The following is a 12,826-nucleotide window of genomic DNA, read 5'->3' as shown; positions in this document are numbered from 1 at the left end:
TCAGAATGCGTCCTTGTTGCTGGCCTTGGTGCGCGCCTCCTGCACCGATACATGGCCGTGGCGCACCAGCTCTTGCAGGCACTGGTCCAGCGTCTGCATGCCGTGTTGCTGGCCGGTCTGGATCATGGAATTGATCTGCGCGATCTTGTTTTCGCGGATCAGGTTGCGGATGGCCGGGGTGCCGATCATGATCTCGTGCGCCGCAATACGGCCGTTCTCGTCCTTGGTCTTCAGCAGGCTTTGCGAAATCACAGCGCGCAGGCTTTCCGACAGCATGGAGCGCACCATTTCCTTTTCGCCGGCGGGGAATACGTCGACGATACGGTCGATGGTCTTGGCCGCGCTGCTGGTGTGCAGGGTGCCGAATACCAGGTGGCCGGTTTCTGCCGCCGACAGTGCCAGGCGGATGGTTTCCAGGTCTCGCATCTCGCCGACCAGGATCACGTCCGGATCTTCACGCAGCGCACTGCGCAGTGCCGCCGAAAAGCTGCGCGTCTGCGAGCCCAGCTCACGCTGGTTCACCAGCGATTTCTTGCTTTCGTGCACAAACTCGATCGGGTCTTCTACGGTCAGGATGTGCGAGTAGTGGTTGGTATTGATGTAGTCGATCATCGCCGCAAGCGTGGTGGATTTACCCGAGCCAGTGGGGCCGGTCACCAGCACGATGCCGCGTGGGTAGTCAGAAATATCCTTGAAGATGCGCGGTGCACCCAGATCTTCCAGCGACAGCACGCGCGACGGAATGACACGAAACACCGCGCCGATACCACGGTTCTGTACAAACACGTTCACCCGGAAGCGTGCCACACCCGGCACCTCGAACGAGAAGTCGGCCTCGAAGGTGTCTTCGAAGATCTTGCGCTGGTAGTCGTTCATGATGTCATACACCATGTCGTGCACATCATGATGCGCCAGCGGCGGCAGGTTGATGCGGCGGATATCGCCGTGCACGCGTATCATCGGCGGCAAACCGGCCGACAGGTGTAAGTCAGAAGCTTTGTTCTTGACCGTAAAGGCCAGAAGGTCAGATATTTCCATATATTTCTCCGGGTGGTGTGCCGCGTCCGTGTGCTATGCCGGGCGGATTGTACTCTCACCCATTGCTGCTGCCCACGGCGTCAGGCCGCAGGGTGGCGATGCCGGATACACGCAAATCATGTCCCAACTGACTCTAGCCCTGCACCGGGTACAGATGCAACTGGCCGAGGCCGCTCACGCCGCCGGCCGCGATGCCGCTACCGTCCAGCTTCTGGCGGTGAGCAAGACCTTTCCGGCCGAGGTCGTGCGCGAGGTGTACGCTGCCGGCCAGCGCGCCTTCGGTGAAAACTACGTGCAGGAGCTGCAAGCCAAGGCGGCCGAGCTGGCCGACCTGGCGATTGAATGGCACTTCATCGGGCCGCTGCAATCCAACAAGACCCGCATCGTGGCAGAAACCGCACACTGGGTGCACGCCATCGACCGGCTGAAGATTGCCGAGCGGCTGTCGGCGCAGCGCCCCGCCCATTTGCCGCCGTTGCAGGTGTGCGTGCAGGTGAATGTGTCGGGCGAAGACAGCAAGAGCGGTTGCAGCCCGGCCGATGCGCCGGCCCTGTTGCAGGCGGTGGCGGCCCTGCCCGGCTTGCAGCTGCGCGGCCTGATGTGCATTCCCGAGCCGACGCAGGACGCGGCCACGCTGGCCGCCCGCTTTGGTGTCTTGCGCCAGCTGCAACAGCAGATGGCGGCGCAGGGGCTGGTATTGGATACCCTGTCGATGGGCATGTCGGCCGATATGGCGCAGGCCATTGCCGCCGGCAGCACCCTGGTGCGGGTGGGTACGGCCATCTTCGGTGCCCGCCACTATCCGGCTTGAGCTAACATCGTTCTGCAGCGTGTGCTGTATACAATCTACAAAGAGAGAAGCATGAACATTACCTTCATCGGTGGCGGCAATATGGCCACGGCCATCATCGGCGGGTTGGCCGGCGACGAGCACCACATCCAGGTGGTGGAGCCGGGGGCGGAAAAGCGCCAGCAACTGGTCGCCGACTTCAATGTGACGGCGCTGGCGGCCCTGCCGGCGGCATTCACGGCTGACGACATTATTGTGCTGGCGGTCAAGCCGCAGGTATTGCGCGAGGTATGTCAGAGTCTGGCGCCGGTACTGGGGGGCGCGCTGGTAATCTCCATCGCCGCCGGCATCGGCATAGCGGCCATGACGCGCTGGCTGGGCAGCGACCGTATCATCCGCGTGATGCCGAATACCCCGGCCATGGTCGGCAAGGGTGTCTCCGGTCTGTACGCGGCGGCCAACGTGGCGGCAAGCGACCGCGAGCACGCTACCGCCATCATGGCCGCTGTGGGGGCCACCACCTGGTTGGCCGCAGAAAGCGGTATCGACGACATTACCAGCGTTTCCGGCAGTGGCCCGGCCTACGTGTTCTACTTCATCGAGAGCATGATCGAGGGTGCGGTGAAAGCCGGCTTCGGCGAGGAAGAAGCCCGCCGTCTGGTGCTGGCAACCTTTGACGGCGCCGTAGAACTGGCCCGCCAGAGCCCGCTGCCGGTGGCTACCTTGCGCCAGAACGTGATGAGCAAGGGCGGCACCACCGAGCGTGCCATCTTCCGTTTTGAAGCCGACGGCGTGAAGCCGGCTATTGTGGCCGGCATGCAAGACTGCCGCGACCGCTCGGTGGAACTGGGTGTAGAACTTTCCAAGGACTGACATGCTGCTCGAGACCCTGCAATTTCTGCTGCAAACCGTTGGCGGGCTGTTGTCGCTGGTGTTGCTGATGCGCTTTTACCTGCAATTGGCCAGGGCACCGCACAAGCATCCGCTCACGCAGTTCGTGATGGCTGTCACCAACTTTGCCGTGCTGCGCCTGCGTCGCGTGGTGCCGGCCTGGCACGGTTACGATAGCGCGTCGCTGCTGGCGGCTTTCTTGGTGACCTTGCTGGTGACCTCGTTGTCGGTAGCCATCAGCGTGATGCCCTACGACTTTGCCCACCCGCAGACCTGGCTGGGTCTGGTGCTGCTGTCGCTGCTGGAGCTGTTCCGCCAGTCGTTGAACCTGCTGTCCGGCGCCATCATCGTACAGGCCATCCTCAGCTGGGTGAGCCCCTACAACGCCATTAGCCCGATCCTGGATGCGCTCACCCGCCCCTACCTGAAGCCGTTTCGTGCGGCCAACGTGGGCGGCGTGGACCTGTCGCCGTTGATTGTGCTGCTGATCATCCAGGTGCTGCAGATGCTGCCGCTGCGGGCGCTGGAACAGCTGTTCTTGATGCAACTCAAGATGGCGGTGTGAAAGAGCCAGTATTTAACTATCCTGTTGGCCGCCGCTTGTGCGGCGTCATTTCCCTGGAGAAACCCGCAATGAAGAAAATGCTGTTTGCCGCCCTGGCCTGTGGTGTGCTCGCCACGCCCGCGTTTGCTAATCTGCAGCTGGCACAGAAAAACAACTGTACCGCCTGTCACGCTGTAGACAAGAAGCTGGTCGGCCCATCTTACAAAGAAGTTGCCAAGAAGTACGCTGGTGACAAAGGCGCTGAAGCCAAACTGATCGCCAAGGTAAAAGCCGGTGGCGCAGGCGTGTGGGGTCCGGTGCCGATGCCGCCAAATCCGCAGGTCAGCGATGCCGATCTGAAGACGCTGGTAAAGTGGGTGCTGTCGCAGAAGTAAGCGATCCGCATCTACAGGCGGCCTGCGGGCCGCTTTTTTGTTTTTACATCGAATCCCGGGCAAACTCCGCTGTTGCAGCTTGTGATCTGTGTCGATGCGCACTATATACAAACATAAATCCTGCTTTGTTCCTGTACGGCTGTTGCACTTTCCTTATGCCGTCGGTAATCTCTCTCGCCTGTCTGCCACACTACCTTGTTGGAACACATCACCATGGCCAAGCTGACTGAACAAGACATCATCAACTGGTCCGGCGACGATTACATGAACGCCGACCACCTTGAGTTCTTCAAGGAGCGCTTGTTGCAGATGCAGCAGGAGCTGCTGAGCAACGCCAACGCTACTGCCAGCCACCTGCAGGAGCAGGAAGCCACCCCCGATCCTGCCGACCGCGCTACGCTGGAAGAAGAGTACGCACTGGAGCTGCGTACCCGCGACCGCGAGCGCAAGTTGCTGCAAAAGATCCAGTCCACTCTGCGTCTGATCGAAGAAGGCAGTTACGGTTACTGTGAAGATACCGGCGAGCCGATCGGCCTGAAACGCCTGCTGGCGCGTCCGACTGCGTCGCTGTCGGTAGAGGCACAGGAACGCCGCGAGCGCATGAAACGCCAGTACGCTGACTGAGTACCCGCCACCAAGGCGAGCACGAGGCACCCTGCGGGGTGCCTTTTGTTTTGCACGCAAGGCTTGGCAGCGCGCAGTGACTCGGGTTAATGTTGCTGTGCAAACAAACAGATAAAGCCCCAAGGACAAAGCAATGCATCGCCAGACCGACGACGTCAGAATCCGTGGCATCAAGGAACTGCTTCCCCCGATCGCCCACCTGTACGAGCTGCCGATCAATGAACCGGCCGCCGAACTCATTTACCACACCCGCCGTGACATCGGCCGCCTGCTGCGTGCCGAAGACGACCGCCTGCTGGTGGTAATCGGCCCCTGTTCCATTCACGACCCTGCTGCCGCCGAAGAATACGCCCGCCGCCTGTTGCCGTTGCGTGAAAAGTACGCCGGCGAACTGCTGGTAGTGATGCGCGTGTACTTCGAAAAGCCGCGCACCACCGTAGGCTGGAAGGGTCTGATCAACGACCCGCACCTGAACGAGACCTTCGACATCAACACTGGTCTGCGTTTGGGCCGTCGCCTGCTGCTGAACCTGAACAGCATGGGCATGCCGGCTGCCACCGAATTCCTGGACATGATCACGCCGCAATACCTGGCCGACCTGATCAGCTGGGGTGCCATCGGCGCGCGTACTACCGAATCGCAGGTGCACCGCGAGCTGGCGTCCGGCCTGTCCTGCCCGGTGGGCTTCAAGAACGGTACCGACGGCAACCTGAAGATCGCGGTTGATGCCATCCGTTCGGCCAGCGTGTCGCACCATTTCCTGTCGGTGACCAAAACCGGCCATTCCGCCATCGTGGAAACCGGTGGTAACCCGGACTGCCACGTGATCCTGCGTGGTGGCAAGGAACCCAACTACGAAGCCCGTTTCGTACAGGCCGCTGCCGCCGAGCTGGCCGCCGTTGGCCTGGCGCAAAAGCTGATGGTGGATTTCAGCCACGCCAATAGCCGCAAGGATTACCGTCGCCAGATGGAAGTGTGTGAGGATGTGGCGCAGCAACTGGCCGCCGGCGACACCCACATTTTTGGCGTGATGGTGGAAAGCCACCTGGTGGAAGGCCGTCAGGACCTGAAACCGGGCTGCGAGCTGACCTACGGCCAGAGCATTACCGACGCCTGCATCGGCTGGGACGATACCGAGAAGCTGCTGGCCACGCTGGCCGATGCGGTGAGCGCCCGTCGTCTGAAGCAAGGCAGTGCTGGCAAGTAAGCTGGCCCGACTGCATGCAAAACCCCCGCCGGATAGCGGGGGTTTTTGTTTGCCTGCGGCCAACGCAGGCCGCAGGGCGATTGCAAGGCTTTAGCGTTTGCCATCCAGGATATTGCCGATACCCCCCAGCAATGATCCCTGCTCGCTGCTGCTACCACCTGTGCGCGGACTGGCGGCTGTGATGCGGTCTGCCAGCCGCGACAGCGGTAGCGACTGCAGCCATACCTTGCCTGGCCCGGTCAGGCGGGCAAAGAACACGCCCTCGCCGCCAAATAGCGCGCTCTTGAGCTTGCCGACGTATTCGATATCAAAATCCACGCTCGGTTGGAACGCCACCACGCAGCCGGTATCGACGCGCAGCACTTCGCCCGGGTGCAACTGGCGGCAGGTCAGCGTACCACCGGCGTGCAGGAAGACATAGCCGTCGCCTTCCAGCTTTTGCATGATGAAGCCTTCGCCGCCAAACAGGCCGGTGCCGATCTTCTTCTGCAACGCCAGCCCCAGGCTCACGCCCTTGGCGCCGGCGAGAAAGCTGTCTTTTTGCGCGTGCAGCACGCCGCCCAGCTCCTTCAGGTGCACCGGCACGATCTTGCCGGGGTAGCTGGCCGCAAAGGCTACCTTGCGTTTGCTATTGCCCTGGTTCTGGTACACGGTAGTAAACAGCGATTCACCGGTCACCAGCCGTTTGCCGGCGCCCAGCAGTTTGCCGAACAAGCCGCTTTCGCTGGCAGAGCCGTCACCGAACACGGTATCCATGCTGATACCGTCTTCCATGTAGTACAGCGCACCTGCCTCGCCTACGGCGGCTTCACCCGGGTCCAGCTCCACCTCGACGTACTGCATGTCGTCGCCAAACACTTCGTAATCGATTACATCCATGCTCATCGCGCTACTCCTTGGCTTGAAGGGATGGCCCATGCTAACTGCTTGTTTGGCAGCCGGCAAAGGCGATACTGCTTAGGACTGGCGGTCGGTCTGTTCGGTTTCCTCCTTGGCGGGGCGCAGCAGCATGATCCATAGATGCAGCACGATGCCGGCCAGCGGTACCAGCCCCAGGATGATGACGAAAACCCACTCCAGCGGGCTGAACAGGTCGCTCAGAGCCATGGTTGCTCCTTGTGGTGTCGGATACGAAAAAGGCCGCCCGCAGGCAGCCCGGTGCAGTAGGCATCCGCTAGCGGCTGCCGTGCAGGTTTACTTCACGATCTGGGCCAGCTGGCCTTGCAGATACAGGTTGGCCATCTTGTCCAAGCTGATCGGCTTGATCTTGCTGGCCATGCCGGCAGCGCCGAAGGCTTCGTAGCGCGCAATCACGATGTCGCGCATGGCCACGGTGCTGGCGGCCAAGTATTTGCGCGGGTCAAACTCTTTCGGGTGCTGTGCCATGAAGCGGCGGATGGCACCGGTAGAGGCCAGACGCAGGTCGGTGTCGATGTTCACCTTGCGTACGCCGTGTTTGATGCCTTCCACAATCTCTTCCACCGGCACACCGTAGGTTTCACCCAGGTCGCCGCCGAATTCGTTGATGATGGCCAGCCACTCTTGCGGCACGCTGGACGAACCGTGCATCACCAGGTGGGTGTTGGGGATACGAGCGTGGATTTCCTTGATGCGGTCGATGCGCAGCACGTCACCAGTGGGCTTCTTGGTGAACTTGTACGCGCCGTGGCTGGTGCCGATGGCGATGGCCAGCGCGTCCACGCCGGTGTCTTTCACGAACTGGGCGGCTTCTTCCGGGTCGGTCAGCAGCTGGCTGTGGTCCAGCACGCCTTCGGCGCCCACGCCGTCCTCTTCGCCGGCCATGCCGGTTTCCAGGCTACCCAGGCAGCCGATTTCGCCTTCTACCGATACGCCGCAGGCGTGGGCAAAGTTCACCACGGTGCGGGTGACGTCCACGTTGTAGGCGTAGTCGGCCGGTGTCTTGCCGTCGGATTTCAGCGAGCCGTCCATCATCACCGAGCTGAAGCCCAGCTGGATGGAGCGCTGGCACACATCCGGGCTGGTGCCGTGGTCTTGGTGCATTACCACCGGGATATGCGGAAACTCTTCTACCGCCGCCAGGATCAGGTGACGCAGGAACGGCGCGCCAGCGTATTTGCGGGCACCGGCCGATGCTTGCACGATCACCGGGGCGTCAACCTTGTCAGCGGCTTCCATGATGGCGCGCATCTGCTCCAGGTTGTTCACGTTGAAGGCCGGTAGGCCGTAGCTGAATTCTGCTGCGTGGTCCAGCAGTTGACGCATCGAAACGAGTGCCATGGTTGATATCTCCAGTATTGTGGGATGGCCTGCTTGTGGCAGGCCATAAAAAATCGTGCCCCGGCCAGGCCGGGGGGTTACGCGCGGCTGACCGTGCTTAATGCCGCCCCTGCCGCCATGAACGAACCGCCGGCAAAGCGGTTCATCAGGCGCAGCCGACGCGGGCTGGTCAGCCAGTGTTTCAGGCGCGCCCCGCCGAAGGCGTAAACCAGCTGCCAGCTCACTTCGATCACGAAGAAAGTGGCAGACAGCGCCACCAGTTGCGGCAACTGCGGTACGTCGGCGCGCATGAACTGCGGAAACAACGCGGTAAAAAACACAAAAGCCTTCGGGTTACTCATCGCCACCAGAAAGCCGGTACGAAAACGCTGGCCGCGGCTGCTCTCTCCAGCCACCACGGCGTCGTCGTTACTGCCCTGCTCTGCCACCGGCGCGCGCCAGGCCTGGTAGCCCAGCCACACCAGGTACGCCGCACCGGCATACTTGACGATGGAGAACAGCAGCTCGGAGGTGGCCAGTACGGCGCCCAGCCCGGCGACGGAGCCGGCCATGATCAGCGCCAGCGCCACCAGCAGCCCGGCCAGCGTGGGTAGCGCCCCCGCCAGGCCAAAGCGGATGCCGTGGCTCATCGCCAGCAGCATATTGGGGCCCGGCGTAGCGGACACGAAAAACACCGTTACCACGAACAACAGCCAAGTTTGCATTGCCATGTGGGGGCTCCTCCAAGTCACGCTATTGTACTGGCCACCCTGAATAAATAACAGCCGCCTGCAGTAGCCTGCAGGCGGCTGTTCGGTCTGGATTCATGGACTTACATAATCAGCACACCTTGTCCCAGCAGTTTTATCTGCACCTTGCGCACAAAACTCGCCCGGTTGTTGCTGGCGTCCATGGCCGAGAAGGTGAGCTCGTATTCGGCTAGGGGGGTGCGCTGCAGGGTGATGACGTCGCCGTCACGTACCGGTGTCGGGCTGGCCTGTACTACCTGGCCTGGCAACACGCGGCGGGTCATGGTGATGCGCTCCAGCTGAACCTGTGGGTTGGGGTCGAGGTTGTCTTTTACTTCCACGCGCACGCGCAATGTGGCACGGTCACGCCAACGCAGCTGCGGGTCGTTGTCTGACAGGTAGATGTGCAAGCTGGGTGGTGTCTTGTCTACGACATTGACGGCTACCTTGTTGCCGTTGACCCAAGCGTAGCCGCGACTGAAGTACGGTTTGGCTTGCGGAGCGGTAAAGCTGAAGGTGGCTTGCTGGCCGGGGCGCAAACAATCACGAACGTCTTTTTCCATGCTGGCGTACCAGCTAACGCCGTAGTACGGCGTATCTTCCAGGCCCTCTGCTTCGAAAACCCACTGGTTGCTACTGCTGCCTGAGAGCGACAGCCACTCCTCAGGCCATGGAGGTGGTGCAGTCACCAGAACCGGTTTAAGTAGAGTGGATTCGTCCGCGTCATCATTAAGACTGAAACTGCAGATATCTTCTGCATTGATATTTTTCACAGTGTACTGATACTGTGCGTATAGCTTTCCACTTGCCATGCTGTGTTTGGCCTGTTCACTCACTTCAAATAGCGAACCAGCTACTGCTAGTTGCACCAAGAAAAACAATAGAATCCCTATGATTTTCATGCTTATTTATCCTTGATAATTTATTTTGCAATGAAGTGCATGCGGTCAGTTGTTGGCCACGGTCTGAATAGATTGCATTTCCCTGCCAGTTGATCTATCGCAATGGTAGATGACCAATTGGCATCAAATGCTTCACCTATACTGTGTTTGGAAGTTTTTCCAACTAAGCCATTTAACCCATGATGTGTATATTCAGCTAAGACAGCCTTTTTTATGGCACTACATCCCGGATTCGTGTTTTTTCTTAATGCTTTGAACTTGGTTTTTATTTCATAGAAATGATCTTGATAGGCTGGTGGTCGCCATGCCGAATTTACTGTCAATATCCCTTTTGCGGCGGCAACCTCTTTGCGTAGGCAGGCCAGTTTGGTCTTCATACTATCCGTGAGTTTTTCTTCGATGACAGGATTTTCACCTCTTTCAAACTGCTGTGCGATGGGGTCAGTTATCGGGGTGAGTGGTGCAACCGGGCAGGTACGACTGCAACTGCGCTTATCCGGTGACAGCGTCCAGGAGGTGTCGGGGCAGGTATAATCGGCAGGGCAAAAGATGCTGACGACGGGTACTGCGATTGTGCCATTCTGACACTTCACTGCAGGCTGCAACCAAATAGTATTCATAAAGGCATTGATACAGCGTCCTTGGCTAGCATCCCATGCAGCACCATAACCAGAATTATCCCGGTATTGTGCACAGGCCTCTGGCTGGTTGTCTGCTCCAGGGAATGATGTGCCATTGATGATGTACCAGTCTGAGATGGCTCTGCCGGGTTTTTCTATGGAAGGAATCGTTTCTCCCTGTGCCAGGCCGGCGATCAGTAAAATGCATAGCCATAAAAATCGCATGTCGCACTCCAAAGAATTTCTGGATGCGATATGAATGCGCCTGATGATCGGGTTCAAGCAATAGCCTAATTATTGCCATTCTATCGACATTTTTTTCGATAGGGCTTGTAAACTACATAGGCATTTTTTGGCAATAAAAAACGGGACAGCTTGGCTGTCCCGTTGTGCATTTAGCTTGCGCTACGCTATCAGGCGCGTTCGCCCAGGATGGCGACCGCCGGCAGGGTTTTGCCTTCCAGGAATTCCAGGAACGCGCCGCCGCCGGTGGAGATGTAGCTGATCTTGTCGGTCAGCTCGTACTTGGCGATGGCGGCCAGGGTGTCGCCGCCGCCGGCGATGGAAAAGCCTTCGGCGTCAGCGATGGCTTGGCCCAATACGCGGGTGCCTTCGGCAAACTGGGCAAACTCGAACACGCCTACCGGGCCGTTCCACACCACGGTGCCGGCCTTGGCCACGATGGCGGCCAGTGCCTGGGCGGAGTCCGGGCCGATGTCCAGGATCATGTCGTCGGCACCGACGTCAGCGACCGCTTTCAGGGTAGCGGTGGCGCTTTCGGCAAATTCGGTAGCGCATACCACGTCGCTCGGCAGCGGCACGTCGCCGCCACGGGCGCGGATTTTGGCGATCACGCGTTTGGCGTCGTCTACCAGGTCGGCTTCGGCCAGCGATTTGCCGATGGCGTGGCCTTCCGCCAGCAGGAAGGTGTTGGCGATGCCGCCGCCCACGATCAGCTGGTCTACCTTGTCGGCCAGGCTTTCCAGAATAGTGAGCTTGGTGGAGACCTTGGAGCCGGCCACGATGGCCACCAGCGGGCGGGCCGGGGCCAGCAGCGCTTTGCCCAGCGCGTCCAGCTCGGCAGCCAGCAGGATGCCGGCGCAGGCTACCGGCGCGTATTGTGCCACGGCGTGGGTAGAGGCTTCGGCGCGGTGGGCGGTACCGAACGCGTCGTTGACGAACACGTCGCACAGGCTGGCGTAAGCCTGGCCCAGCTCGGCGTTGTTCTTTTTCTCGCCCTTGTTCAGGCGTACGTTTTCCAGCATCACCACATCACCTGCGGCCAGGCTGAGGCCGGCTTGCCAAGTGTCGGTGACGGTCACGGTTTTGCCCAGCAGTTCGGACAGGCGGGCAGCTACCGGCGCCAGGCTGTCTTCCGGCTTCGGCTCGCCTTCGGTGGGGCGGCCCAGATGGGTCATCAGGATCACGCTGGCACCGGCTTCCAGGCAGTGCAGGATGGACGGCAGGCTGGCGCGGATGCGGGTGTCGTCACCGATGACGCCATTTTTTACCGGCACGTTCATGTCCACGCGGATCAGCACGCGTTTACCGGACAGCGCGAGGTCGGTCAGTTTCTTGAATTGCATGGTTGTGGCCTTTTGGAAAACAAGTAATGAAACAGGCTGCTTGCTTGTGTGCAGGGCCGCCCGGTCGCCGTGTGGCGCCAGGCTGTGTTGTGTTGCCAGGCCCGGTGGAGCGGGCCTGCACGCCGTGGGCATTGCCGCCATTATGCCACTCGCCTGTGCTGCGGTGGCCAGTGGCGCTGCCCGGCAAGCAGCGTGCGGCCAACCTTGCTGGTGGGCCGCGGGGCTTGCTTACTTGGCGGCGAACATCGCGCGAGCGGTTTTCAGCATCTGCTGGCAGAAGCCCCACTCGTTGTCGTACCAGGCCAGCACTTTCACCATATTGCCGCCGGTGACCTTGGTGAGGGTGGCGTCGAAGAAGGAGCCTTCGGTGGTGTGGTTGAAGTCGCTGGAAACCAGCGGCAGGGTGTTGTAACCCAGGGTGCCCTTCATGCTGCCTTCGGACGCCTTTTTGACGATCTCGTTGACTTCGTCCTTGGTGGTGTCGCGGCTAGCGGTGAAGGTGAGGTCCACCAGCGAAACGTTGATGGTCGGCACGCGTACCGCAAAGCCGTCCAGCTTGCCTTTCAGTTCCGGCAGCACCAGGCCCACCGCTTTGGCAGCGCCGGTCTTGGTGGGGATCATGTTGTCGGTGGCGGAGCGGGCGCGGCGCAGGTCTTTGTGACGCACGTCGGTCAGCACCTGGTCGTTGGTGAAGGCGTGGATGGTGGTCATCAGGCCTTTCTTGATGCCGATGGCGTCGTGCAGGGCCTTGGCTACCGGGGCCAGACAGTTGGTGGTGCAGGACGCGTTGGATACGACGGTCATGTCGGCAGTCAGGATGTCGTGGTTCACGCCGTACACGATGGTGGCGTCTACGTCGTCACCGCCCGGAGCGGAAATCAGCACTTTCTTGGCGCCGGCGTTCAGGTGCAGCTGGCACTTTTCCTTGGTGGTGAACGAGCCGGTGCATTCCAGTACCAGGTCTACGTTCAGCGCCGCCCACGGCAGTTCGGCCGGGTTGCGGGTGCTGAAGAACGGGATGCGGTCGCCGTTAACGATCAGGGCTTCTTCATCGTGGCTGACATCGGCAGCAAAACGGCCGTGCACGGTATCGAACTTGGTCAGGTGCGCGTTGGTGGCCAGGTCGCCGGAGGCGTTGACGGCAACGATCTCGAAATCGCCACGCAGGTTGTATTCGTAGATGGAACGCAAAGCCTGACGGCCGATACGGCCGTAACCGTTGATTGCGATGCGGATGGACAT

Annotated in this window: 15 protein-coding genes; 6 read left to right on the top strand and 9 right to left on the bottom strand. The window is 60.4% G+C overall.

Annotated features, from left to right (window positions below; all coding sequences use genetic code 11):
• Positions 1-1,038: a type IV pilus twitching motility protein PilT gene (locus ACK4FZ_RS10310; RefSeq protein ID WP_409820537.1), complete on the bottom strand. Its 1,038-nt coding sequence runs from the start codon at positions 1,036-1,038 to the stop codon at positions 1-3.
• A gap of 118 nt (positions 1,039-1,156) precedes the next feature.
• On the opposite strand from ACK4FZ_RS10310, the gene ACK4FZ_RS10305 reads away from it, so the two are divergent.
• The 6 genes from ACK4FZ_RS10305 (at position 1,157) to aroG (ending at position 5,489) form a co-directional block, all read left to right on the top strand.
• On the top strand, positions 1,157-1,849 hold the full coding sequence (locus ACK4FZ_RS10305) for a YggS family pyridoxal phosphate-dependent enzyme (protein WP_409820533.1): 693 nt from the start codon (positions 1,157-1,159) through the stop codon (positions 1,847-1,849).
• Positions 1,850-1,900: 51 nt separating this feature from the next.
• Positions 1,901-2,701 (top strand): pyrroline-5-carboxylate reductase, encoded by an 801-nt coding sequence (gene proC / locus ACK4FZ_RS10300; protein WP_409820530.1) that lies wholly within the window; start codon positions 1,901-1,903, stop codon positions 2,699-2,701.
• 1 nt (position 2,702) lies between these two features.
• Positions 2,703-3,284 carry a YggT family protein gene (locus ACK4FZ_RS10295; RefSeq protein WP_409820527.1) on the top strand — a complete coding sequence of 194 codons (582 nt, stop codon included), beginning with the start codon at positions 2,703-2,705 and terminating at the stop codon, positions 3,282-3,284.
• 68 nt (positions 3,285-3,352) lie between these two features.
• The gene (locus tag ACK4FZ_RS10290; RefSeq protein WP_409820841.1) at positions 3,353-3,658 is read left to right on the top strand and encodes a c-type cytochrome; all 306 of its coding nucleotides are present in this window, start codon (positions 3,353-3,355) and stop codon (positions 3,656-3,658) included.
• A 213-nt stretch (positions 3,659-3,871) separates the two neighbouring features.
• Positions 3,872-4,282: an RNA polymerase-binding protein DksA gene (gene dksA, locus ACK4FZ_RS10285; RefSeq protein WP_409820524.1), complete on the top strand. Its 411-nt coding sequence runs from the start codon at positions 3,872-3,874 to the stop codon at positions 4,280-4,282.
• Between the two features lie 133 nt (positions 4,283-4,415).
• Positions 4,416-5,489, top strand: coding sequence for a 3-deoxy-7-phosphoheptulonate synthase AroG (aroG, locus tag ACK4FZ_RS10280; protein ID WP_409820521.1), 1,074 nt, complete (start codon positions 4,416-4,418; stop codon positions 5,487-5,489).
• 90 nt (positions 5,490-5,579) lie between these two features.
• Here aroG and ACK4FZ_RS10275 read toward each other — a convergent pair whose 3' ends face one another.
• The 8 genes from ACK4FZ_RS10275 to gap form a co-directional block, all read right to left on the bottom strand.
• The gene (locus ACK4FZ_RS10275; protein ID WP_409820518.1) at positions 5,580-6,374 is read right to left on the bottom strand and encodes a TIGR00266 family protein; all 795 of its coding nucleotides are present in this window, start codon (positions 6,372-6,374) and stop codon (positions 5,580-5,582) included.
• A gap of 72 nt (positions 6,375-6,446) precedes the next feature.
• The gene (locus ACK4FZ_RS10270) at positions 6,447-6,596 is read right to left on the bottom strand and encodes a hypothetical protein (RefSeq protein ID WP_409820516.1); all 150 of its coding nucleotides are present in this window, start codon (positions 6,594-6,596) and stop codon (positions 6,447-6,449) included.
• An 87-nt stretch (positions 6,597-6,683) separates the two neighbouring features.
• Positions 6,684-7,748 (bottom strand): class II fructose-bisphosphate aldolase, encoded by a 1,065-nt coding sequence (fba, locus tag ACK4FZ_RS10265; RefSeq protein WP_409820513.1) that lies wholly within the window; start codon positions 7,746-7,748, stop codon positions 6,684-6,686.
• Positions 7,749-7,825: 77 nt separating this feature from the next.
• Positions 7,826-8,458, bottom strand: coding sequence for a LysE family translocator (locus ACK4FZ_RS10260; RefSeq protein ID WP_409820510.1), 633 nt, complete (start codon positions 8,456-8,458; stop codon positions 7,826-7,828).
• A gap of 101 nt (positions 8,459-8,559) precedes the next feature.
• Positions 8,560-9,165, bottom strand: coding sequence for a hypothetical protein (locus tag ACK4FZ_RS10255; protein WP_409820508.1), 606 nt, complete (start codon positions 9,163-9,165; stop codon positions 8,560-8,562).
• Between the two features lie 233 nt (positions 9,166-9,398).
• Positions 9,399-10,280 carry a hypothetical protein gene (locus ACK4FZ_RS10250; protein ID WP_409820505.1) on the bottom strand — a complete coding sequence of 294 codons (882 nt, stop codon included), beginning with the start codon at positions 10,278-10,280 and terminating at the stop codon, positions 9,399-9,401.
• A 131-nt stretch (positions 10,281-10,411) separates the two neighbouring features.
• Complete coding sequence (locus ACK4FZ_RS10245) at positions 10,412-11,584, bottom strand: phosphoglycerate kinase (protein WP_409820503.1); 1,173 nt, start codon at positions 11,582-11,584, stop codon at positions 10,412-10,414.
• Between the two features lie 228 nt (positions 11,585-11,812).
• Positions 11,813-12,826: a type I glyceraldehyde-3-phosphate dehydrogenase gene (gene gap, locus ACK4FZ_RS10240; protein ID WP_409820501.1), complete on the bottom strand. Its 1,014-nt coding sequence runs from the start codon at positions 12,824-12,826 to the stop codon at positions 11,813-11,815.

The sequence above is a fragment of the Vogesella sp. genome (assembly GCF_046297735.1).
Lineage (GTDB): Bacteria > Pseudomonadota > Gammaproteobacteria > Burkholderiales > Chromobacteriaceae > Vogesella > Vogesella urethralis.
Note: the sequence above shows the minus strand (reverse complement) of the source record. Positions and strands in the feature narration are given on the sequence as shown.